Below are 24,044 nucleotides of genomic sequence, written 5' to 3' on the forward strand. Positions count from 1 at the left end.
GGATGGCGCGGGTTTCGCCTCTCCCCGCGGGCGGGGGGGAGAGGGCTGTGTTCCTGTTCAAGGAACACAGCGAGGCGGCAGCCGAGGGCGAGGGGGAGCGCCGAATGTGGCTCCTCCGGAAACACCCCCTCACCCTCGCTTCGGCTTCGCCTGCGCTTGCCGTGTCCCCTGCACGGCGACACGGCCCTCTCCCCGCCCGCGGGGAGAGGAGACGGCCCGCGCCATCATCGCCCCGGTTGCTTCGTCCGCGGGCCGTGAGTTTATTCCCGCCCTCCGGTTGCGGCGCAGCGAAACTCCGTGCTAGGGCACAACCCATGATGCAGGATCGAGCCAGACTGGTCTCGCGGCCCACGCCGCCGTAGCGCCCCGCTCTCCCGCGTCCTCTCTCCACGCCCGTTCTCCGTGCCCGTCCGCCCTGCGCGGCGGATCCTCCTCGCGCGCCTCGTCGCGCCTCGTCCCGAAAGCTCACACTCCATGAATCTCGTCCGCCTCCGGCGCGAATGGGCGCCCGACGTCACGCGCGAAATCCTGGCCGGCACCGTCGTAGCGCTCGCCCTCATCCCCGAGGCCATCGCCTTCTCGATCATCGCCGGGGTCGACCCGAAGGTCGGGCTCTACGCCTCGTTCTGCATCGCGGTCGTCACCGCCATCGCGGGCGGGCGCCCGGCGATGATCTCGGCCGCCACCGGCGCGATGGCGCTGGTGATGACGACGCTGGTGAAGGACCACGGCCTCGGCTACCTCTTCGCCGCGACGATCCTGACCGGCCTGATCCAGCTCGCCGCGGGCGCCCTCCGCCTCGGCAACCTTATGCGCTTCGTCTCGCGCTCGGTCGTCACCGGCTTCGTCAACGCGCTCGCCATCCTGATCTTCATGGCCCAGATGCCGGAGCTGCTCGGCCGCGGGCCGGTCGTCTACGCGATGACCGCCGCCGGCCTCGCGCTCATCTACGGCCTGCCCTACCTGACGAAGGCCGTGCCCTCGGCGCTCGTCACCATCGTGCTCCTCACCGCGCTGTCGATGAGCCTCGGCCTCGGCATCCGCACCGTCGGCGACATGGGCGCGCTGCCGAGCGAGCTGCCGAGCTTCGCCCTGCCGCAGGTGCCGCTCACCCTCGAGACCCTGCGGATCATCCTGCCCTACGCGCTGACGCTGTCGATGGTCGGCCTGCTCGAGAGCCTGATGACCGCCGCGATCGTCGACGAGCGCACCGACACCACCTCGAACAAGAACCGCGAATGCGCCGGCCAGGGGCTCGCCAACGTCACCGCCGGCCTGTTCGGCGGCATGGCCGGCTGCGCGATGATCGGCCAGTCGGTGATCAACGTCTCGTCGGGCGGCCGCGGCCGGCTCTCGACCCTGTGGGCCGGCGCCTTCCTGCTCTTCCTGATCGTGGTGCTCGGCCCCTACGTGGCGCAGATCCCGATGGCGGCGCTCGTCGCCGTGATGATCATGGTGTCGATCAACACCTTCCAGTGGCGCTCGATCCAGACCCTCCTCACCCACCCGACGACGTCGAGCATCGTGATGCTCGGGACCGTCGCGGTGGTGGTCGCCACCCACGACCTCGCCAAGGGCGTGCTGTTCGGCGTGGTGCTGAGCGGGCTGTTCTTCGCCCACAAGGTCACGCGGTTCTTCGCCATCACCTCCGCGCGCGAGGGCGCCGTCCGCACCTACCGTGTGACGGGCCAGATCTTCTTCGCCACGGCCGAGGCCTTCCATGCCGGCTTCGACTTCCGCGAGGACGACCTGGGGCGCGTCGTGATCGACCTGACGGACGCCCATTTCTGGGACCTCACCGCCGTCAACGCCCTCGACCGGGTGGTGCTGAAGTTCCGCCACCACGACGTGCCGGTGGAGATCGTCGGCCTCAACGCGGCCTCGGCGACGCTGGTCGAGAAGCTCGGGACCCACGACAAGCCTGGGGCGGTGCTCGCCTCGGGGCATTGAGCGGCCGCTTGATCCGGCAGCGCGTGGTGGGGGGTTGGTTTCCTCCCACCCGCGACCTCATCCTGAGGTGCTCACGACGTGAGCCTCGAAGGAGGGCTCCAGGGATCGCGGAGACTTCTGAAGGCCTCCTTCGAGGCTCAGCGATCTTCGATCGCCCGCACCTCAGGATGAGGTGGAGGGCGGGATGAGCGTGAAAATGCCCCGCGATCCGGGCCGCCTACCCCGCCCGCGCCGTCGCCCCGTGCACCATGGCGACGACGCCGGCGCGCAGGAGGTCGTATTTGCTCGGCAGGCCCGGGCCGGTCGGCAGCCGGCCGGCGGCGGCGAGGGTCGCGATGCCGTGGGAGAGCGCCCAGACCTCGAGGGCGACGAAGCGCGGATCGACGCCGGCCGAGAACCCGTCCGGAAAGGTCGCCCGCAGGGCCTCGACCAGGAGCTCGAAGGCGTTCCGGTCCCGCGGTGCCTGGACCGGCTTGCAGCCGTCCGGGCCGATCGGGCGCGCCTCGAAGATCGCCGCGTAGTAGCCCGGCTCCTCCTCGGCGAAGGTCAGGTAGGCCTCGCCCATGCGGGTGAAGCGTTCGAGCGGCGTGCCGGGGCCGCGCAGCACCCGGGCGAGCCGCTCGGCCAGCTCGGTGAAGCCGCGCTCGGCGACCTCCTCCAGGAGCGCCTCGCGGCCGCGGAAGTGGCGGTAGAGCGCCGCGGGCGAGACGCCGACGAGGCGGGCCGCGTCGACCAGGGTGAAGCCGCCGATGCCCCGCTCCGCAATGAAGCGGCGCGCGGCCTCGATCAGCGCCTCCTTGAGGTTGCCGTGATGGTAGCCGCGCCGGTCGGACGGGTCGCTGCGCCAGGGTCGCACGGTGATGTCTGTCTCTTCACGGGGCCGGGCCGGCCGCTCCCCGCTGCCATAATGCATTTTGGCGCCGGCGGCAGGCTCAACCGGCGCGGCGGGCCAGATGGAAGCGCGGCACGTGGTCCGGCCGCACGGTCGTCGTCGCCACCGGCAGGACCGGACGGTCGCCGTCGAGGGCGAGGCGGAAGTCGCGTGCGAGCCGCGCCAGCACCAGGGTCGCCTCGGCCAGCGCCAGCTGCGCCCCGATGCAGATCCGGGGGCCGGCGCCGAACGGCAGGTAGAGGAAGCGGTCCGGCTCCGGCCGGTCGAGGAAGCGGCCGGGATCGAAGGCCGCCGGCCGGTCCCACCAGCGCGGGTTGCGGTGCAGGATCCAGGTCGGGACCATCACGATGCTGCCCGCCGGGACCGTGACGCCCTCGACCGTGCTCGCCCGCGCCGCGCGCCGCGCGATGACGTAGACCGGGGGATAGAGCCGCAGCGCCTCCTGCGCCACGGCCCGGGCGAGGCGAAGGTGCGGCAGGGCGTCGGCGGCGCCCGCCTCCGTGAGGTCGAGGCCCCGCGCCTCCGCGGCGAGCGCGTCCTGCACGGCAGGCGCGCGGGCGAGCAGCGTGCAGGCCCAGAACAGCGTCGAGGCGGTGGTCTCGTGGCCGGCGACGATCAGGGTGCCGATCTCGTCGGCGAGCAGCCCGCCGGGAGCATCGCCATGGGCCGCGTCGAGGAGGTCGAACAGGTCCCGCGGCCCGTCGCGGCGCATCCCGTCCCCCTGCCCTTGCTCTTGCCTTTGCCCTTGCGCGCGCCGCGCCGCCAGCACCGCCCGCACGGTCCTGAGCCAGCGGCGGCGAAACAGCGCCCGGCGCGGGCTCGACGGGGTCGGCCAGGCCGGCGGCAGCAGGAAGTCGGCGACGGTCGGCCGGCCGAGCCGGCCGAGATAGCCCGAGATCAGGTCCCGGATCTCCGCCCCGAGGGGACCGGTCTCGAGGGAGAACATCGAGGTCGTCGCGATGTCGAGGGCGACGTGCTGCATCTCGCCCCGCAGGTCCACGGGAGCGCCGAGGCCCGCCTCCAGCCGGCGGCAGGATTCCTCCGCGCTGCGGGCGACGAAGCGCAGCATCAGAGGCAGGGTGCGGGGCGTGAAGGCGGGGGCCAGCACCCGGCGCTGGTGGCGCCAGGCCTCGCCGTCGGCGAGCACCAGGCCGCGCCCGGCGATCGGCCCCAGCACCCGCCGGCCGGCGGGCAGGCGCTCGAAGTCGTCGGCGGCGGTGAGCAGGACGTGGCGGGCGCCGGCCGGCGTCGAGAGCAGCACCATCCGGCCGCCGGGTAGCGGGATCGTCACCACCGGCGCGTCGAGGCAGGCGCGGGGAAACGCCTCCAGGGTGTTGCGCCGGAACGCGCCGAGGAGCCCGAGCCAGCCGACCCGCTCGGCGAGGTCCGGCACCGGCGGCGCGTAGGCCTCTGCGGCGAACGTCAGGGTCACGGGCGGGCGTCTCCGGCGGCGTCTCCCCGAAGGCTTACGCGACCGGCCCCGCTCCCGCCAATCCTTCCGCCAACCCGAGATGGCGGGCAATCCGCTGCCCGATCGCCGCGAAGCCCATCCGGCCGAGGGGGCCGGGCGTCACGTCGGGCCCGAACAGCAGCACCGGCACCTGCTCGCGGGTGTGGTCGGTGCCGGTCCAGGTCGGGTCGTTGCCGTGGTCGGCGGTGACGAGGCAGAGGTCGCCGGGCCTCAAGGCCGCCTGGATCTCCGGGATCCTGGCATCGAACCGCTCGAGCGCGGCGGCGTAGCCCGGCACGTCGCGGCGATGGCCGTACTCGGTGTCGAACTCGACGAGGTTGGCGAAGACGAACCCGCCGTCGGGCAGGCCGGCGAGCGCGTCGAGGGCGGCGGTCAGGCAGGCGTCGTTGCCGCCGGGCTTGACCTCGCGGCCGGTCGCCCGGTGGGCGAAGATGTCGCCGATCTTGCCGACGCTCACCACCGTCCGGCCGGCGGCTTCGAGGCGGTCGAGCAGCGTGTCGGCGGGCGGCGGCACGGCGTAGTCGCGCCGGTTGGCGGTGCGGGTGAAGCCCGAGGCTTCGTCGCCGACGAAGGGCCGGGCGATGACCCGGCCGATCCGGTAGGGGTCGCACAGGCGCCGGGCGATGGTGCACAGGGCATGGAGCCGGTCGAGCCCGAACGCCTCCTCGTGGGCGGCGATCTGAAAAACGCTGTCGACCGAGGTGTAGCAGATCGGCTTGCCCGTCCGGACGTGCTCGGCCCCCAGCTCGTCGATGATCGCCGTGCCGGAGGCGTGGCAATCCCCGAGGATGCCCGGGAGCCCCGCCTCCGCGATCAGCGCCTGGACGAGGTCCGGCGGGAAGGACGGCCGCGTCGCCGGGAAGTGGCCCCAGGAAAAATCCACCGGCACCCCGGCGATCTCCCAGTGGCCCGACACCGTGTCCTTGCCCTCGGCACTCTCGACCGCGTGGCCGTGGGCGCCCGCGATGGGGCCGGCCGGCGCGAGGCCCGGCGGCATCCGGCCGCTCGCGCCTTGCGCCGCGAGACCGAGGCCGAGGCCGGCGAAGTGAGGCAGGCGCAGGGGGCCGGCGCGCAAGGACGCCCGGTCGCCCCGGCCCGCCGCGCAGGCCTCGGCGATATGGCCGAGCGTGTCGGCGCCCGCGTCGCCGAAGGCGGCGGCGTCCGGCGCGCCGCCGATGCCGACGGAATCGAGCACGATGAGAAGGGCGCGGGTCATTCGCTCACCGCCCCGGCGGGGGCCGCCGCGAGGTCGAAGGCGGCGGCGAACAGGGCCCGGGTGTAGGCGGTGCGGGGTGCGGAAAAGATCTCGTCCGCCGCGCCCTCCTCCACCACCTGGCCGCCCTGCATCACCATCACGCGGTTGGCGAGCGCGCGGACCACCCTGAGGTCGTGGCTGATGAACAGGTAGCCGAGGCCGCGCCGGGCCTGGAGCTCGCGCAGCAATTCGACGATCTGGGCCTGGACCGACATGTCGAGCGCCGAGGTCGGCTCGTCGAGGACGACGAAGCGCGGATCGAGCGCCATGGCGCGGGCGATGGCGATGCGCTGGCGCTGGCCGCCGGAGAATTCGTGCGGGTAGCGGTCCATCGCGGCGGGATCGAGCCCGACATCGGCGAGCGCGCGGGCGACGATCTCCCGGCGCTCGGCGTCGGTGCGGCCCTTGCCCTGGACCTCGAGCCCCTCGGCGACGATCTCGGCCACCGACATCCGGGGCGAGAGCGAGCCGTAGGGGTCCTGGAACACCACCTGCATCTCGCGCCGCAGGGGCCGCATCGCGCCCGACGACAGCCCGTCGATGCGCCGGCCGAGATAGACCACGGGTCCCTGCGAGGCGATGAGGCGCAGGATGGCGAGGCCCAGCGTGGTCTTGCCGGAGCCCGATTCGCCCACAACCCCGACGGTCTCGCCCTCGCGCACGCTCACGCTCACCCCGTCCACCGCCTTGACGTGGCCGGTGGTGCGCCGGAGCAGGCCCGTCTTGATCGGGAAATGCACCCGGATCGGCCCGGCCTCGACCAGGATCGGCGCGCCGTCCGGCACCGGGTTGCCGCGGCCGCGCGGCTCGGCGGCGAGCAGGCGCCGGGTGTAGTCGTGCTGGGGATTGGCAAAAACCTCGGCGACCGGGCCGGTCTCGACGATGCGGCCCTGCAGCATCACGCAGACCCGGTCGGCGACGCGGCGCACGATGCCGAGGTCGTGGGTGATGAACAGCATCGCCATACCGAGCCGCGATTTCAGCTCGGCCAGCAGCGACAGGATCTGGGCCTGGACGGTGACGTCGAGCGCGGTCGTCGGCTCGTCGGCCACCAGCAGGTCGGGCTCGCAGGCGAGCGCCATGGCGATCATCACCCGCTGGCGCTGCCCGCCGGACAATTCGTGCGGATAGGCGCCGAGCCGGCGCTCGGCGTCGCGGATGCCGACGAGGGTCAGGAGCTCGAGCGTGCGGGCCCGGGCCGCCTCGCCGCCCATCCCCTTGTGCAGCCGCAGCACCTCGCCGACCTGCTCGGCGATGCGGTGCAGCGGGTTGAGCGAGGTCATCGGCTCCTGGAACACCATGGTGATGTCGGCGCCGCGGATCTCCCGCATCTCGGGCTCGCGGAGGGTCAGCAGGTCGCGGCCCTTGAACCGGATGCGCCCCTCCGGCACCGCGCCGTCGACGAGGCGCAGGATCGACAGCGCCGTCACCGACTTGCCGGAGCCCGACTCGCCGACGAGGGCCACGGTCTCCCCCGGGGCGATGGCGAAGGAGACGCGATCGACGGCGCGGGTCTCGCGCCCGCCCTGGCGGAAGGCGACGGAGAGGTCCTGGACGGAGAGGAGCGGGTCGGTCATCGGCTCGGAGATAGGGCGGCGGCGCGCCGGTGGACCGGTTTAGGGCATTCGCGGGCGGGCGGGAACCGGGGCGGTGGGGTCCAGAGCGAGGCGGGCGTGCGAGCCAGTCTCGCTCCCTTCCATCCCATCCGCTACCTCATCCTGAGGTGTCAGCTCATCTTCGATCGACCAACACCTCAGGATGAGGTCGAGAGTGGAGGGCGAGATCATGAGCGGAGAGAGCCGCTTTCTCACTCATCCACCCGCGGCGCCTGGCCGCTGTCGATCGGCAGGGGCTGGAAAGCTTTCAGCTCCTCGCCGCTCGGCAGGCTCCTGGTGTCCCAGCCGCCGCCGATCGCGCCGATCAGCGACACCGCGGTGGTGAAGCGGTTGAGCCGGACCTGGAGCGCCGTGACCTCGTTGTTGAGTTCCAGCGCCTGGGCGGTGACGACGGTGGTGTAGTTCTGGGTGCCGGCCCGGTACTCGTTGAGCGCGATCTCCACCGCCCGGCGCGAGGATTGCACCGCGAGGTCCTGCGCGCCCTGCTGGCGGGCGAGGATGCGCTGGCCGGCGAGCCCGTTCTCGACCTGCTGGAAGGCGGTGAGCACGGTCTGGCGGTAATTGGCGACCGCCGCGTCGTAGGCCGCCTCGACGGCCTGGAGGGCGGCCGTGCGGGCGCCGCCGTCGAACAGCACCTGGCTGCCGGAGGCCGCCACCGACCAGAACGAGTTCGCGGCGGCAAAGAAGTTGCGCGCCGGATCGCCCGTGATGCCGCCGCTCGCCGACAGGGTGACGGTGGGATAGAACGCCGCGACCGCCACCCCGATCTGGGCGCTCTGCGCCTGGACGGTCCGCTCGGCCAGCGCCACGTCGGGCCGGCGCTCCAGGAGGTCGGAGGGCAGCTTGACCGGCACGGCCGGCGGGCTCGACGGCAGGGTGCCGCGGGCGAGCGACACCTCGGAGGGCGGCCGGCCGATCAGCGTCGCGATGGCGTGCTCCAGGTTCGCCCGCTGCAGCCCGACCGCGATGGCGTTGGCCTGGGTGGTCTGGAGCTGGGTCTGGGCCGTGATGACGTCGGAGCGGGCGGCGACGCCGGCCGCGTACTGGTTCTGCGCGATGTCGAGCGAGCGCTGGTAGGCCTGGGCGGTGCGCTCCAGCAGCCGCTGCAGCGCCTCCTGGTAGCGCAGCTGGTAATAGGCGGTGGCGAGCTGGGTCTGGAGCGCCAGGCGCACCGAGGCGATGTCGGCGGCGCTCGCCTGGGCGGCGGCGACGTCGCTCTCGATCGTGCGGCGGATGCGGCCGAACAGGTCGAGCTCCCAGGTCGCCGAGCCCTGCAGCGTCAGGACCGTGCGCTCGACCCCGCCGGTGCTGGTGCGGCCGATCGAGGGGGCGCCGAGCGCCGTCGGAAACAGCTGGGCGCGGGCCTCCTGCACCAGGGCGCGGGCCTGCCGGTAGGCGGCGACCTGGCCGCGCAGGGTCTGGTTGTCGACGTCGACCAGGCGGATCAGCCGGTCGAGGGTGGGATCGCGGAACACCCGCCACCAGTCGCCGCGATCGACCTCGTCCCGGGGCCGGATCGGCCGCCAGTTGCGCGGCGGCATCGGCCGCGCGCCGCCCTCCTTGAAGGCGGGCGGGGTCTCGACGGTGGGGCGCGAATAATCGGGGCCGACGAGGCAGCCGGCCAGCGCCAGGGGGAGGACGATCGCCGCCGCGAGATGCGAGGCGCCGCCCATGACCCTCCCCCCTCTGCGGGGGAGGGTGACCCCTGCGTCGGCAGGGGCCGGGAGAGGGGACGCCGCTTCCGAAGTGGTCGCGCGCGTCGTGAAGGTCGCGACCTCTCCGGAAGCGGGGTTCCCCTCTCCCGCCCGGCTCCGCCGGGCACCCTCCCCCGCGGAGGGGGGAGGGTTCGGCGCTGCGGCATCGGTCTGGGCAATGAAATCGGTGGAGAAGGTCATTCGGCCGGCAGCGCCCGCGTGGCGGAGCCCCGGCGGCGGCGGACCCAGAGCCGGAACCGGTCGAGGTACAGGTAGACGACGGGGGTGGTGTAGAGGGTCAGGATCTGGCTCACGATCAGGCCGCCCACGATGGCGATGCCGAGGGGACGGCGCAGCTCGGAGCCCTCGCCGCCGTCGAAGATCAGCGGCAGCGCGCCGAGCAATGCGGCCAGGGTTGTCATCATGATCGGGCGGAAGCGCAAGAGGCAGGCCTCGCGGATCGACTCCCGCGGGCTCAGCGAGCGCGTGCGCTCGGCGTCGAGCGCGAAGTCGATCATCATGATCGCGTTCTTCTTCACGATGCCGATGAGCAGGATCACGGCGATGAGCGCGATGACGCCGAACTCCTCGCCGGCCAGCATCAGGGCCAGGATCGCCCCGATGCCGGCCGACGGCAGGGTGGAGAGGATGGTGAGCGGATGCACCCAGCTCTCGTACAGGATGCCGAGCACGGCGTAGACCGCGAGCAGGGCCGCCAGGATCAGCAGCGGCTGGCGCGAGGACGAGGACTGAAAGCTCTTCGCCGCGCCCGCGAATTCGCCGTGGATGGTGGCGGGCAGGCGCAGGTCGCGCATGTGGGCGTCGATCGCCGCGGTGGCGTCGCTCAGGCTCTTGCCCGGCGCCAGGTTGAACGACAGCGTGGTGGCGACGAACAGGCCCTGGTGGCTGACCTGGACCGGGGTGGAACCGGTCTCGAAGCCGGCAAACGCCGAGAGCGGCACCATCGTCTCCTTGGAACTGCTGACCGCGGCGCTCGACGAGGCGCTGGAGCGGCCGGCCGCCGCGATGGAGTTGGTGGCGGCGTTGCGGGCCGAGTCGGTCGCGACCGCGGCGGCCGCGCTGCCCGCATCGGTGGGCGCGGTCGCGGCGCTCGCCACCGTGCCGGCGACCGCGTTGGTGGTGGCCGAGCCGCGGGCCCGCGCGCCCGAGGTCGAGACGTAGATCAGCTTCAGCGTCTCGGGGTTGTCGAGGTAGCGCGGCGCGATCTCCATCACGACGTGGTACTGGTTCAGCGGGTTGTAGATCGTCGAGACCTGGCGCTGGCCGAAGGCGTCGTAGAGGGTGTTGTCGATCTGGTCCGGGGTCAGGCCGTACCGGAAGGCGGTCGGCCGGTCGATGACGAGGCGCGTCTCCAGGCCGCCCTGCTGCTGGTCCGAGGTCACGTCGGTGAAGGTCGGGTCCTTCTGCAGCGCCTCCAGCAGCTTCGGGGTCCAGGTATAGAGCTCCTCGCTGGTGTCGCCTTGCAGCGTGTACTGGTACTGCGAGAAGCTCTGGCGCCCGCCGACGGAGAAATCCTGGCGCGGAAACAGGTAGAGCCGGGCGCCTGGAATCGCGGCGAGCTTCGGCCGCAGGCGGGTCATCACGTCGCTGATCGGGTCGCGCTGGCCGAGGGGCTTCAGGCCGACGAACACGTTGGCCGAGTTGGTGCCGCGCCCGCCGGTGAAGCCGACCACGCTCTCCACCGCCGGATCGGCCTGGACGATCGCGGTGGCGCGCCGGAGCTTGGCGCTCATCGCCTGGAACGAGATGCGCTGGTCGGCCTGGATGCCGCCGATCATCTGGCCGGTATCCTGCTGGGGAAAGAACCCCTTCGGCACGATCACGTAGAGGTAGACGTTGAGCACGACCGCCCCGAGCAGCACCAGCATCACGACGACGCCGTGGCGGAGCGCCCAGTCGAGGGTGACGCGGTAGCCCGACAGGAGCCCGTTGAACGCGCCCTCCAGCACCCGCGCCACCGGGCCCGGCCGGGCGCCGTGCACCTCGGCTTTGAGGAAGCGCGCGCACATCATCGGCGTGGTGGTGAGCGAGACGACCAGCGAGATCAGGATCGCCAGCGACAGGACGACGGCGAATTCCTGGAAGAACCGCCCGATGATGCCCCCGGCGAGCAGGATCGGCAGGAAGACCGCGATCAGCGACAGGCTCATCGACAGGACGGTGAACCCGACCTCGCGGGCGCCGAGCAGGGCCGCCTCGATCCGCGAGCGCCCGTCCTCGATGTGGCGCTGGATGTTCTCCAGGACCACGATCGCGTCGTCGACGACGAAGCCGGCCGCGATGATGAGCGCCATCAGCGAGATGTTGTCGAGGCTGTAGTCGCACAGCCACATGGCCGCGAAGGTCCCGACGAGCGAGATCGGCACCGCGACCGCCGGGATCAGCGTGGCCCGCGCCGAGCGCAGGAAGCCGAACACCACCAGGATGACGAGGCCGACCGAGATCAGCAGCGTGCGCTCGGCCTCCGCGAGCGAGGCCCGGATGGTCAGCGAGCGGTCGCCGGTGACGATCAGCTCGGTGTCGCCCGGCAGCGCCGCCTTGAGCTGCGGCAGGGCCGCCTTCAACCGGTCGATCGTCTCGACGACGTTGCCGCCGGGCTGCTTGTAGACGATCAGCAGCACGCCGCGCTGGCCGTTGACGAGGCCGAGGTTGCGCCGGTCCTCGACGCCGTCGACCACCTGGCCGACGTCGCGCAGCCGCACGCCCGCGCCGTTGCGGTAGGCCACGACGATGTCCTGGTAGTCGGAGGCCTTGCGGCCCTGGTCGTTGGCGTAGAGCTGGTAGCGCCGCTCGCCGGCCTCGATCGCGCCCTTCGGCGAATTGGCGTTGGCGCTGGCGAGGGCGGCGCGGATGCCCTCGAGCCCGATGCCGTAGTGGAACAGGGCGTTGGGATCGAGCTCGACCCGCACCGCCGGCAGCGACGAGCCGCCGATGTCGACGTTGCCGATGCCCTCGAGCTGCGACAGCTTCTGGGCCAGCACCGTCGCGGCCGAATCGTAGAGCGCGCCGGGGCTCAGCGTCTTCGAGGTCAGGCCGAGGATCAGGATCGGCGCATCGGCCGGGTTGAACTTGCGGTAGGTCGGGTTGGTGCGCAGCGCGGTGGGCAGGTCGGCCCGCGCGGCGTTGATCGCCGCCTGCACGTCGCGGGCGGCGCCGTTGATGTCCCGGTCGAGCCCGAATTGCAGCACGATCCGGGTCTGCCCGACGGAACTCGTCGAGGTCATCTGGTCGACGTCGGCGATCTGGCCGAGCCGCCGTTCGAGCGGCGCGGCCACGGTGGTCGCCATGGTGTCGGGGCTGGCGCCGGGCATCGAGGCCTGGACCAGGATGGTCGGGAAGTCGATCTGCGGCAGCGGCGCCACCGGCAGCCGCACGAAGGCGAACAGGCCGGCCAGCAGCACGCCGAGGGTGAGGAGCGTGGTGGCGACCGGGCGCAGGATGAAGGGGGCGGAGAGGTTCACCCGGTTCTCCCACGCGCGCCGCCCTCAACCCTCCCCCCTCTGCGGGGGAGGGTGGCGAACGGAGTGAGCCGGGAGAGGGGAACCACGCGTCCGGAGATGGCGGAACCGTTATGAAGGGCGCCACCTGAAGCAGCGTCGCGCTGCCCCTCTCCCGCCCGGCTCCGCCGGGCACCCTCCCCCGCAGAGGGGGGAGGGTTCAGAAGCGCGACCCTCACGGCACCGCCTCCCCGGGCGCAAGCCCGCTGCTTCGCCGTCCCGAGAGGCGCCGGCCGAGCCGGTCGAAGGCGAGGTAGATCACCGGCGTGGTGTAGAGCGTCAGGATCTGGCTCACGATCAGCCCGCCGGCGATCGACAGGCCGAGCGGCTGGCGCAGCTCCGAGCCGGTGCCGGTGCCCAGGATCAGCGGGATCGCGGCGAAGAGCGCCGCGAAGGTCGTCATCAGGATCGGGCGGAAGCGCAGGATGCAGGCCTCGTAGATCGCGTCCCGCGGGGTCATGCCCTCCTCGCGCTCGGCCTGGAGCGCGAAGTCGATCATCATGATGGCGTTCTTCTTCACGATGCCGATCAGCAGCACGATGCCGATGATGCCGATGATGTCGAGGTCGTGCCCGAACAGCATCAGGCCGGCCAGCGCCCCGATGCCGGCGGACGGAAGGGTCGACAGGATCGTGATCGGGTGGACGAAGCTCTCGTAGAGCACGCCGAGCACGATGTAGACGGTCACGATGGCGGCGAGAACCAGGAAGAGGGTGTTGTCGAGCGAGGCCTGGAAGGCCAGCGCCGAGCCCTGGAAGATCAGCCGGAAGCTGTCGGGCATGCGGAGCTCGGCTTCCGCCGCCTTGATCGCCGCGACCGCCGGCCCGAGCGAGGCGCCCGGCGCGAGGTTGAACGAGATCGTGGTCGCCGGGAACTGGCCGAGATGGCTGATGAGGAGCGGCGCGCGGCGCTCGCTCACCTGGGCGATGGCGGTGAGCGGCACCTGGCCGTTCGAGGCCGTGGAGGACGGCAGGTAGATCCGCTGCAACGAGTCGAGCGTCCGGTGCAGCGCCGGATCGGCCTCCAGGATCACCCGGTACTGGTTCGACTGGGTGAAGATCGTCGAGATGATGCGCTGGCCGAAGGCGTCGTAGAGGGCGTTGTCGACGGAGGCCGGGGTGATGCCGTAGCGCCCCGCCGTCGCCCGGTCGATGGTGATGTAGGCCGCCAACCCGCTCGCCTGCCGGTCGCTCGCCACGTCGGCGAGGTCGGGGATGGCCTTGAGGCGCTCGACCAGGCGCGGGACCCAGGTGTCGAAGGCGGCCGGGTCCGGGTTCTCCAGGATGAACTGGTATTGGGTCGCGCTCACCGCCGTGTCGATGGTGAGGTCCTGGACCGGCTGCATGAACAGGGCGATGCCCGGCACGTCGGCGACCCGGGCATTGATCCGCCGGATGATCGCGCCGGCATTCTCCACCCGCTCCTCGCGGGGGCGCAGGTTGATGAGGAAGCGGCCGGAATTGAGCGTCACGTTCTGGCCGTCGACGCCGATGAACGACGACAGGCTGACCACGTCCGGATCCTTCAGGATTTCTTCCGCCAGCCGCTTCTGGCGCTCGGCCATGGCGCCGTAGGAGACGGTCTGGTCGGCCTGGGTGATGCCCTGGATCAGCCCGGTATCCTGGACCGGGAAGAAGCCCTTGGGGATCACGACGTAGAGATAGACCGTGAGCACCAGGGTGCCGACCGCGACCAGCAGCGTCAGCCACTGGTGGGCGAGGACGCCCCGTAAGGTCCGGCCGTAGAAGGCGATGCCGCCCTCCATCAGCCGGCGCCCGGCGTTGGACAGGCGCCCGGCGGCGCGGGCCTGCGGGGCCTCGTGGCGCAGGAGCCGCGCGCACAGCATCGGCACCAGCGTCAGCGAGACGACGCCGGAGATCACGATGGTGGCGGCGAGCGTGATGGCGAATTCGTGGAACAGGCGCCCCACCACTTCGCCCATGAACAGCAGCGGGATCAGGACGGCCAGCAGCGAGACGGTGAGCGAGATGATGGTGAAGCCGATCTCGCGCGAGCCCTTGAGGGCCGCCTCCATCGGGCTGTCGCCCTCCTCGACGTGGCGGGCGATGTTCTCGATGACGACGATCGCGTCGTCGACGACGAAGCCGGTCGCGATGGTGAGCGCCATCAGGGACAGGTTGTCGAGGGAGAAGCCCCACAGGTCCATCACCGAGAGCGCGCCGACGAGCGAGAGCGGCACCGACAGGCTCGGGATCAGGGTCGCGGGCAGCGAGCGCAGAAACAGGAAGATCACCAGCACCACGAGGGCGATGGCGAGGAGCAGCTCGAACTGCACGTCCTCGACCGAGGCGCGGATCGTCACCGTGCGGTCGGTGAGGGGGGTCACCTGGATCGCGGCCGGCAGGGTCGCCTGGAGCTGGGGCAGCAGCGCCTTGATCCGGTCGACCACCGCGATGACGTTGGCGCCGGGTTGGCGCTGGATGTTGAGGATCACCGCCGGGGTGGTGTCCATCCAGGCGCCGAGCTGGGTGTTCTCGGCCCCCTCCACCACCTCGGCCACCGCCGAGAGCCGCACCGGCGCGCCGTTGCGGTAGGCGATCACCGCGTCGCGGTAGGCGTTCGGGTCGCGGATCTGGTCGTTGGCATTGATGGTGAAGGACTGGGTCGGCCCGTCGATCGAGCCCTTCGGGGTGTTGACGTTGAGGTTGTTGATGGTGGTGCGCAGGTCGTCGATGTTGAGGCCGTAGGCGGCCAGCGCCGAGGCGTTGAACCGCACCCGCACGGCCGGCCGCTGCCCGCCCGCCATCGAGACGAGGCCGACGCCCGAGACCTGGCTGATCTTCTGGGCGAGCCGCGTCTCGGCGAGGTCGCGCACCTGCGTCAGCGCCAGGGTCCTGGAGGTGAGCGCGAGCGTCAGGATCGGCGCGTCGGCCGGGTTGACCTTGGCGTAGACGGGAGGGGCCGGCAGGTCGCCCGGCAGGAGGTTGCCGGCGGCATTGATGGCGGCCTGGACCTCCTGGGTGGCGATGTCGATGCCGAGATCGAGGTTGAACTGGAGCGTGATGACGGAGGCGCCGGCGGACGACTGCGACGTCATCTGGTTCAGGTTGGCGAGCTGGCCGAACTGCCGCTCCAGCGGCGCCGTCACCGCCGAGGTCATCACCTCGGGGCTCGCTCCCGGATAGAAGGTCTGGACCTGGATCGTCGGGTAATCGACCGACGGCAGCGCCGAGAGCGGCAGGTTGAAGTAGGAGATCATGCCGACGAGCAGGATCGCCAGCATCAGCAGCGTGGTCGCGACCGGGCGCAGGATGAACAGGCGGGAGGGGTTCATTTGAACATCCCCTCAAAGGGCGCGCCGCTACGAACCCTCCCCCCTCTGCGGAGGAGGGTGGCCTGCGGAGCAGGCCGGGAGAGGGGCAGCGCGACGCCAGACCAGAGGGAGCCCGTCAGAACGGTTCCGTTAGATCCGGAAGCGTGGTTCCCCTCTCCCGCCCCACTTCGTGGGGCACCCTCCCCCATCCCAAGTCGGGCTTGCCCGACTTGGGCACAGGGATGCGGAACTCGGGCAAGCCCGAGTTCCGTCGGGGGAGGGTTCATAGCGGCGTGCCACGTCATCACGGGTTCTGGCTCTGCTGCCGGCGGCGATGGGGACGCTCGCCCTCGGGACGCTGTCCTTCCTGCCGCTGGCTCTCCGGACGCGGTTGCGTTGCGCCCTCCCCCTCCGCCGGCGTGGCCGGTTTCGCGGCCTCCGCCTCCGACCCGGCCGCCTTCTCGGGCCGCCCGCCGGTCACCCTCACCTGCGCCCCGTCCTTCAGCCGGTCCGTCCCATCCACCACCACCCGGTCGCCGACCGCGAGCCCCTTGGTCACCACGGTCCGCACGCCGTCGCTCTCGCCGATCTCGATCGGGCGCACCGCGGCCTTGTCCTCAGCCGTGAGGAGATAGACGTAGGTCCCGGGCGTGCCCCGCAGCACGGCGGCGGCCGGCACGAGCGCGGCGTCGCGCACGGTGTCGACGTCGAGCCGGGCGTTGACGAACTGGTTGGGAAACAGCCGGTCGTCCTTGTTGGGAAACAGCGCCCGCAGCTTCACCGTGCCGGTGGTGACGTCGATCTGGTTGTCCACCGTGTCGAGGTTGCCCTTCGCGATCTCCGTCGTGTCCGAGCGGTCGAAGACCCGCACCGGCAGGGTGGCGCCGGCGCGCAGCCGGTCCATCACCCGCGACAGCACGGTCTCGGGCAGGGTGAACAGCACCGAGATCGGGTGGAGCTGGGTCACCACGACGATGCCGGTCGAGGCGGCGGTGACGTAGTTGCCCTGGTCGATCTGGCGCAGGCCCACCCGGCCCTCGACCGGCGCGGTGATGCGGCCGTACTGGATGTTGAGCTTCTGCTGGTCGATCTGGGCCTGGTCGGAGGCGACCACGCCCTCGTACTGCTTGACCGTGGCGGCCTGCGTGTCGACGTTCTGCCTCGAGATCGAATCCTGCCGGTTCAGGGTCTGGTAGCGGGTCAGATCCAGGCGGGCATTCTGCAACAAGGCCTGGTCGCGCAGGAGCTGGCCCTGGTACTGGGCGAGAAGCGCCTCGTAGGGCCGCACGTCGATCTGGGCCAGGAAGTCGCCGGCCTTGACGGTCTGGCCCTCGCGAAAGCCGATCTGGGTCAGGTAGCCGCTCACCTGCGAGCGGATCGTCACGGTGGCGAGCGGCGTCACGGTGCCGAGCCCCGAGAGCACCACCGGCATGTCGCCCTTCTGGACGGTGGCGATGCCGACCGCCTGCGGCCCCTCCCCGCCCGCGCCGCGGCGCCCGCCGCGCCGGCCGGTGCCGGCCTGCTGCGTCTCGGCCTTCCGGAAGCCGTCGGGAAAATAGGTGCGCCAGGCCCAGTAGCCGCCGCCGGAGAGCGCCAGGAGCACCAGGAGCCAAGCCAGCCCGCGGCCGCGCCGGCGGGGGGGCGATGCGACCGCGTCGTCGGTCCGGATGGGAGACAATTCGTTCATCGACCTGGATAACCCGGACTCACGCCAAGATGGACCTTCGAAACCAAGACGGACCTTCGAAACACTGTCGGAGAGCGCGGCCCCCCGGCTCGCGCCCTTCATGTCGTACGGGCAGTCCGGATGGCGCCTGCGGCACGTCGCCTCCGCGGGCGCCGCCCGCCGACGGTCCCGCGCCCGCTCCCCGCCTAGTCCGCACGGCAATGCGTCGCCAGTACGACGACGATGTTGCGTCACGATTGCTGAACGCCAGCCGAGCGCTGCCCCGGCGCGACCGCCCTCGAAGGGCCACGATCCCCTCGCTAAACCCCCGCTCGCGGGGCGCGGCACGGCGCCGCCCCGGCCTGCCTACGGTTACCAGCATGCACTTCCTGCACGACCTGCCGATCGCCGACCTGATCTCGCAATACGGGTACTGGGCGATCTTTTTCGTCATCACCCTGGAGAGCGCCGGCGTGCCGATGCCGGGCGAGACCGCCCTGATCTCGGCGGCCGTCTACGCCGGGTCCACCGGCCGGCTGAACATCGGCCTCGTGGTGCTGGCGGCGTCCCTCGCGGCGATCATCGGCGACAATCTCGGCTATTGGGTCGGCCGGCGCTGGGGTATGCCGCTGCTGCTCCGGCACGGGTCCAAGATCGCCCTCGACCACCGCCGGCTCAAGCTCGGCCAGTACCTCTTCCGGCGTCACGGCGGCAAGATCGTGTTCTTCGGCCGTTTCACCGCGATGCTGCGCGCCTACGCGGCCCTGCTCGCCGGAGTGAACCAGTTCGACGCCCGCCGCTTCTTCCTGTTCAACGCCGCCGGCGGCATCGCCTGGGCCTCGCTGATGGGCTTCGGCGCCTACTGGGGCGGCCGCTCGATCGAGCACATCGCCGGTCCGGTCGGGCTCGGGCTCCTCGCCTTCGTGGTGTTCGGCGGCATCGCCCTGTGGCTGTTCGTGCGCCGCCACGAGGAGCGGCTGACCCTCGAGGCCGAGCGGGCGATCCCCGGCCCCCTCGTCTGACCCCGCACGTTGCCGCCCGACCGACCGGGTGGCATGAGGGGCGCCATCCCGTTTCCACCAGCCCCGCGCCCGCGCGGGGCGGCCGCCCGCGGCCCGAACCCGGCACGATGACACAGGCAACCCACCCCTTCGGCACCTACGCGCCCGCCGGGCTCGTGCGCTGGATCCTCTCGCGCACCGAGCGCCTGCCCGACGACAACTGGGGCGCCCGGCGCCTCGCCCTGCTCATGCGCCGCACCGCCATCCGGCTCCTGCGCGGCCGGCCCCTCGACGTCGAGCGCTACGGCGCGCGGATGCGCCTGCACCCCTACAACAACAACTGCGAGAAGAAGGTGCTCTTCACCCCGCAGTTCTTCGATCCGCTTGAGCGCCGGCTCCTGGCCGGCCGGATCGGGCCGGACTGCGTCTTCCTCGACATCGGGGCGAATGTCGGCGCCTACGCGCTGTTCGTGGCGGCGCTCGCCGGGCCCGGGGCGCGGATCCTGGCGGTGGAGCCCCAGCCCGACATCTTCGACAAGCTCGCCTTCAACATCGCCCAGAACCCGTTCGGCTCGATCAAGGCGGTGGCCTGCGCGGTGGCCGACAAGGCCGGCGACATGACCCTGTTCGTCGATCCCCGCAACCGCGGCGAGTCGAGCCTGAAGGTGGTCGGCACCAACGAGGGCGCGTCGATTCGGGTGCCGGCGGTGCCGCTCCTCGACCTCGTGCGCGGCGAGGGCCTGACCCGCATCGACGCGGTCAAGCTCGACGTCGAGGGCGCCGAGGACCTGATCCTCGAGCCGTTCCTGCGCCAGGCGCCCCCGTCCCTGCTGCCGCGCCTCCTCGTCATCGAGGACGGCACCGATCTGTGGCAGACCGACCTGTCGGCGCTCCTCACGCAGCACGGCTACCGCCGCATCGCCCAGACCCGCCTGAACCTGATCTTCGAGCGGGAGGGGTAGCGCGCCGGCCCTTGCGGCCCCCTCGCCCCTTCCCGATCTCAAGGGGGCCGATGGCCCGTCCCGCTCCCCCGCCCTCCCGCTCCCCCGACGCCCTCGCCGGGTCGATCGAGCGCGTCACCTTCCACAACGCCGAGAGCGGGTTCTGCGTCCTGAAGGTCAAGGCGCGGGGGCGGCGCGACCTCGTGGCGGTGATCGGGCACGCGCCCGCGGTGGCGGCGGGCGAGTGGGTGACCGCGACCGGCGCCTGGGTCAGCGACCGCGAGCACGGCCTGCAGTTCCGCGCCGACACGCTCGCGGCGGCCCCGCCCACCGGCGTCGAAGGCATCGGCCGCTACCTCGCCTCGGGCCAGATGCGCGGCATCGGCCCGGAGATGGCCAAGCGCATCGTCGCGGCCTTCGGGGCCGAGACCTTCGCGGTGATCGAGGAGGCACCCCAGCGCCTGACCGAGGTCGCCGGCATCGGCCCGACGCGCGCCGCGCGGATCACGGCCGCCTTTGCCGAGCACAAGGCGGTGCGGGAGATCATGGTGTTTCTCCACGCCCACGGCGTCGGCACCGCCCGGGCGGTCAGGATCTACAGGACCTACGGCAGCGAGTCGGTCGCGGTCATGACCGAGGACCCGTACCGGCTCGCCCGCGACGTGCGCGGCATCGGCTTTCGCACCGCCGACGCCATCGCGGGCAGGCTCGGCCTCCTGCCGACGGCGCCCGAGCGCCTGCGCGCCGGCCTCGCCTACGCGCTCCAGGCGGCGATGGACGACGGCCACTGCGCCCTGCCGGTGCCCGACCTCGTCGCCCGCGCCGCAGAATTGCTGGCGGTCGACGCGAGCCTGTTGCGCACCGCCCTCGTCGAGGAGATCGGCGGCGAGTCGGTGGTGATGGACACGATTGCCGGCGTGCCGCACCTGTTCCTGCGCGGCCTGCACGCGGCCGAATCCGCGATCGCCGAGCGGCTGATCGCCCTCGACGACGCGCCCCTGCCCTGGGACGAGATCGATGCGGGGGCCGCCCTCGCGACGGTGGAGGCCGAGACCGGCCGGCCGCTCTCGCCCTCGCAACGGGCGGCGGCCGCGACGCTGCTCGCCGCCAAGGTCGCGGTGATGACCGGCGGCCCCGGCGTCGGCAAGACCAGCACGCTCGACGCGCTCCTGCGCATGCTCGACGCGGCGGGGGCCGGGGTGCTGCTCGCCGCCCCCACCGGCCGGGCGGCCAAGCGCATGACCGAGCAGACCGGGCGCGAGGCGAAGACCATCCACCGCCTGCTCGAGATCGATCCGCATCACGGCGGCTTCCAGAGGAACGAGCATTCCCCCCTCGCCTGCGACCTCCTGGTGCTGGACGAGGCGTCGATGATCGACGTGCCGCTGATGAACGCGCTGACCCGGGCCCTGCCGCGCCACGCCGCGCTCTGGCTCGTCGGCGACGTCGACCAGCTGCCCTCGGTCGGGCCGGGCCGGGTGCTCGCCGACGTGATCGATTCGGGCCGGGTCGCGGTGGCGCGCCTGACCGAGGTCTTCCGCCAGGCCGCCGAGAGCCGAATCGTCACGGGCGCCCACCGGATCAATGCCGGGCAGATGCCGGAGGGCGCCGATACACCCGACGGCGACTTCTTCGTCGTCAAGATCGACGATCCCGAGGCCGGGGCCGAGACGCTCGTCGAGATCGTCACCCGCCGCATCCCGCGCCGCTTCGGCCTCGATCCGGTCAAGGACGTGCAGGTGCTCTGCCCGATGACCCGCGGGGCGCTCGGGAGCCGCCACCTCAACCAGGCGCTCCAGCGGGTGCTGAACCCCGACCCCCCGGTCTCGGTCGAGCGCTTCGGCTGGGTCTTCGCCCCCGGCGACCGGGTGATGGTGGGCCAGAACGACTACGACCGCGAGGTCTTAAACGGCGATCTCGGGGTGGTGCTGCGGGTCGATCTCGAGGAGGAAATCCTGGTCGCGGGCTTCGAGGAGCGCGATGCGGCGTCGCGCGCCGTGGTTCTGCGCGAGGTGGCCTGGCCGTTCGGCGAGCTCGACGCCCTGAGCCCCGCCTACGCCGTCACGATCCACAAATCGCAGGGCTCGGAATACCCCGCCGTGGTGATCCCGGTGGCGATGCAGCACTACACGATGCTCGCCCGCAACCTGCTCTATACGGGCGTGACCCGGGGCAAGCGGCTGGTGGTGCTGGTGGCGCAACCGAAGGCCGTGGCGGTCGCGGTGCGGGGCGGGGTGAAGCCGCGGTTCACCAAGCTGGCGGAGTGGCTGCGCAAGCCGGCGAAGAAGAGAAAGTAAGGGCCTGTCTGCGATGAGATCCGACGAGATTGACACCCTCCATGTCATCCCGGGGCTCGTCGAAGACGAGAACCCGGGATCCATAACCGCCGACGCGGTCGAATGAGGCGGTCAGCGTTCCGTTTCATCCTGCACCATCAGCGGTCATGGATCCCGGGTTCCGCTGTGCGGCCCCAGGATGACATCGAGGGTTTCAAGCCGGTCGGCCAACTCAGGGCCTGTTTTTCTGATCGACATAATTTATCCCACCAGCAACCTCATCCTGAGGTGTCAGTCGATCTGTGATCGACTGACCTCGAAGGAGGGCTCCAGAAGCCTCCGAGATCACTGGATCTCTCCTTCGAGGCTCAGCGATCTTCGATCGCCCGCACCTCAGGATGAGGTGGAGAGCAGGATAGAAAATCCCCTCGCGATTGTGTCATCGCAAGTCAAACGGGCTCTCAAACTCTCAATATCCCTTCTTCACCTCGGCGAGCGCCCGCGTCAGCCCGTCGGCCACCACCTGGCGCTCGGTCGGGGAGGCGTCGCGGGCGACGAGCACCCGCTGGCCGCGCGAGACGAAGGCGAGCGACATGAGGCCGTACTCGTCGTCCTCGACCTTGTGCAGCCGGGTCCAGAGCGGGTTGAAGCGCCACTCGGCCCGCTCGCCGCGATGGCTGACCCGGGCGACCAGCACCTCGATCTGGCTGATCACCACCTCCTCGAAGGAGCGGCCGCGGCGGGCGTTGAGGGTGAGTGCCAGCCAGAGCGCCGCGATGTCGAGGCCGAAGAAGCCGGTGACCGGCCACATCCCCATCTGCAGGAACGCGATCCCCGTCACCAAGGCGACGCCGCCGCAAAAAATCATCACGACCCGGAAGCCGAGGCGCGACAAGGAGCAATGCGGCCGGATGGTGGCGGAATAGACCGGGCGCTCGATCGCGTCCGGGTCGCGCCCGTAGGGGTGCCGCGTCCTTGCGTCGTCGGGTGCCTTGCCGCTCGCCATGTGCCCCATATAAGGCACCCATGACTCGCCGAAAGCAGGCCGCCCCCGACCAAATCACCGCACCCGCCGGGGCGAGGCGCGCCGCGTCGGCAGGCGCCAAAGCAGCTCCCGCCAAAGGAGCCCCCGCGCAGGGAGCCTCCACGAAGGCGGCGCTCGTCAAACCGCTCACCGCCCGCGCGTCCACGCCGGAGCCGGTCGACGCGGCGACGCTCAGGGAGATCTTCGCCCGCTTGAGCGCCGCCAACCCCGAGCCGCGCTCCGACCTCGAATACCTCAACCCCTACACGCTGCTCGTCGCGGTGGTGCTCTCGGCCCAGGCGACCGACAAGAGCGTGAACATCGCCACCGCGCCGCTCTTCGCCCGCGCCGACAACCCGGCGGCGATGCTGGCGCTCGGCGAGGAGACGGTGCGCCACCACATCCGCACGATCGGCCTGTTCAACACCAAGGCCAAGAACGTCATCGCGCTCTCGCGCATCCTGATCGAGGAGCATGGCGGCGCGGTGCCGCGGGAGCGCGCGCACCTGGAGGTGCTGCCCGGCGTCGGCAAGAAGACCGCCAGCGTGGTGCTCAACGTCGCCTTCGGCGAACCGACCATCGCGGTCGACACCCACATCTTCCGGGTCTCGAACCGGGTGCCGCTCGCGCCCGGCTCCACCACCGACAAGGTGCAGGCCGGGCTGGAGGCGATCGTGCCCGAGCCCTACCGCCTCAACGCCCACCACTGGCTGATCCTGCACGGGCGCTACGTCTGCAAGGCCCGAAAGCCCGAATGCTGGCGCTGCCCGATCGCCGACCTGTGCCGTTATCCGGACAAGACGCCCGGGCCGGGCTGACAGACCAGAGCACTTCACGATCGCGTTGCAATCGCGAGGCTCTCTAGATCATTGATCTCGAAGCATTTTCTGCGACGAGCCGGCATCCAGGTCGTCGGAAAATGCTTCAGGCTTCGGCTTTCCAGCGCCCGGGAATCTGGTATCCTGGCGGCATGACCCTGTCCCGTCCCCTCGCGCGGCTGCTGGCCGCGGTGATCGTGATGATCGCCGCGTGCGTCAGCGCGTCCGTGGTCGGGGCGTCGGCGGCGCAGGCCCATCAGGGCCATGCGCATCAGGGTCACGCCCACCACGACAGGACCGTGGACGCGCCTGCCCCGACGGCGCTGACGCTCGCCGAGGCGCGCGTCGCCGCGCAGGGGCCGCGCCTGACCGCCGCCGACCCGGACGCGACGCCGGTCGCCCGGCCCTGCAACGGGCTGTGCTGCCTGATGGGCGCGTCCTGCTGCGTGCCGGGCCTGCTGCCCGACGCCCTGGCGGCCTTCCCGGCCCCCACCCCGGCCCGCCGGCTCACGGCCGCCGCGGAGGCGGTGCCGCCGGGCATCGTGCCGGATTCCCCCGCACGTCCCCCTCGATCCTTCGCCTGACGCCCGCGTCCCGCGCCGGCACGCCGCCCCGACGGGTGGATGCTCCCGCGGGCGCCTCTCGCCG

15 protein-coding genes are annotated in these 24,044 nt (G+C 71.6%); 6 read left to right on the plus strand and 9 right to left on the minus strand.

The window, feature by feature from the left end; all coding sequences use genetic code 11:
* The first annotated feature begins 474 nt into the window (after positions 1–474).
* Positions 475–1,950 (plus strand): SulP family inorganic anion transporter, encoded by a 1,476-nt coding sequence (locus BMX97_RS00925; protein WP_091744495.1) that lies wholly within the window; start codon positions 475–477, stop codon positions 1,948–1,950.
* A 217-nt stretch (positions 1,951–2,167) separates the two neighbouring features.
* Here BMX97_RS00925 and BMX97_RS00930 read toward each other — a convergent pair whose 3' ends face one another.
* The 8 genes from BMX97_RS00930 to BMX97_RS00965 form a co-directional block, all read right to left on the minus strand.
* Positions 2,168–2,806 (minus strand): TetR/AcrR family transcriptional regulator, encoded by a 639-nt coding sequence (locus BMX97_RS00930; protein ID WP_091744497.1) that lies wholly within the window; start codon positions 2,804–2,806, stop codon positions 2,168–2,170.
* A gap of 76 nt (positions 2,807–2,882) precedes the next feature.
* Positions 2,883–4,274: a cytochrome P450 gene (locus BMX97_RS00935; RefSeq protein ID WP_177202082.1), complete on the minus strand. Its 1,392-nt coding sequence runs from the start codon at positions 4,272–4,274 to the stop codon at positions 2,883–2,885.
* Between the two features lie 34 nt (positions 4,275–4,308).
* A complete protein-coding gene (locus BMX97_RS00940; RefSeq protein WP_091744499.1) occupies positions 4,309–5,529 on the minus strand; it encodes a phosphopentomutase in 1,221 nt (406 codons plus the stop codon).
* Positions 5,526–7,145 (minus strand): ABC transporter ATP-binding protein, encoded by a 1,620-nt coding sequence (locus tag BMX97_RS00945; RefSeq protein WP_091744501.1) that lies wholly within the window; start codon positions 7,143–7,145, stop codon positions 5,526–5,528. Before BMX97_RS00945 ends, BMX97_RS00940 begins: the two co-directional genes overlap by 4 nt.
* 230 nt (positions 7,146–7,375) lie before the next feature.
* Positions 7,376–8,857, minus strand: coding sequence for an efflux transporter outer membrane subunit (locus BMX97_RS00950; protein ID WP_091744503.1), 1,482 nt, complete (start codon positions 8,855–8,857; stop codon positions 7,376–7,378).
* Positions 8,858–9,075: 218 nt separating this feature from the next.
* Positions 9,076–12,360: an efflux RND transporter permease subunit gene (locus tag BMX97_RS00955; RefSeq protein ID WP_091744505.1), complete on the minus strand. Its 3,285-nt coding sequence runs from the start codon at positions 12,358–12,360 to the stop codon at positions 9,076–9,078.
* A gap of 211 nt (positions 12,361–12,571) precedes the next feature.
* Positions 12,572–15,691, minus strand: coding sequence for an MdtB/MuxB family multidrug efflux RND transporter permease subunit (locus BMX97_RS00960; RefSeq protein ID WP_091744507.1), 3,120 nt, complete (start codon positions 15,689–15,691; stop codon positions 12,572–12,574).
* A gap of 283 nt (positions 15,692–15,974) precedes the next feature.
* Positions 15,975–17,357, minus strand: a complete 1,383-nt coding sequence (locus tag BMX97_RS00965; protein ID WP_091744509.1) for an MdtA/MuxA family multidrug efflux RND transporter periplasmic adaptor subunit — start codon at positions 17,355–17,357, stop codon at positions 15,975–15,977.
* A gap of 359 nt (positions 17,358–17,716) precedes the next feature.
* Here BMX97_RS00965 and BMX97_RS00970 point away from each other — a divergent pair, with 359 nt between their 5' ends.
* The 3 genes from BMX97_RS00970 to BMX97_RS00980 all read left to right on the plus strand — a co-directional run bounded on the left by BMX97_RS00970 (position 17,717) and on the right by BMX97_RS00980 (position 21,575).
* Positions 17,717–18,358, plus strand: coding sequence for a DedA family protein (locus BMX97_RS00970; RefSeq protein ID WP_091744511.1), 642 nt, complete (start codon positions 17,717–17,719; stop codon positions 18,356–18,358).
* Positions 18,359–18,465: 107 nt separating this feature from the next.
* Positions 18,466–19,299, plus strand: coding sequence for an FkbM family methyltransferase (locus tag BMX97_RS00975; RefSeq protein ID WP_091744513.1), 834 nt, complete (start codon positions 18,466–18,468; stop codon positions 19,297–19,299).
* Between the two features lie 50 nt (positions 19,300–19,349).
* Positions 19,350–21,575 (plus strand): SF1B family DNA helicase RecD2, encoded by a 2,226-nt coding sequence (locus BMX97_RS00980; RefSeq protein WP_091744515.1) that lies wholly within the window; start codon positions 19,350–19,352, stop codon positions 21,573–21,575.
* A gap of 448 nt (positions 21,576–22,023) precedes the next feature.
* Here BMX97_RS00980 and BMX97_RS00985 read toward each other — a convergent pair whose 3' ends face one another.
* On the minus strand, positions 22,024–22,569 hold the full coding sequence (locus BMX97_RS00985) for a DUF2244 domain-containing protein (RefSeq protein ID WP_244538240.1): 546 nt from the start codon (positions 22,567–22,569) through the stop codon (positions 22,024–22,026).
* A gap of 11 nt (positions 22,570–22,580) precedes the next feature.
* Between BMX97_RS00985 and nth the strand changes: the two genes are divergently transcribed.
* The gene (gene nth, locus BMX97_RS00990) at positions 22,581–23,396 is read left to right on the plus strand and encodes an endonuclease III (RefSeq protein ID WP_091744519.1); all 816 of its coding nucleotides are present in this window, start codon (positions 22,581–22,583) and stop codon (positions 23,394–23,396) included.
* A gap of 152 nt (positions 23,397–23,548) precedes the next feature.
* Positions 23,549–23,980, plus strand: a complete 432-nt coding sequence (locus tag BMX97_RS00995) for a hypothetical protein (RefSeq protein ID WP_091744521.1) — start codon at positions 23,549–23,551, stop codon at positions 23,978–23,980.
* Positions 23,981–24,044 lie beyond the last annotated feature (64 nt).

The sequence above is a fragment of the Methylobacterium sp. ap11 genome (genome assembly GCF_900110515.1).
Taxonomy (GTDB): domain Bacteria; phylum Pseudomonadota; class Alphaproteobacteria; order Rhizobiales; family Beijerinckiaceae; genus Methylobacterium; species Methylobacterium ajmalii.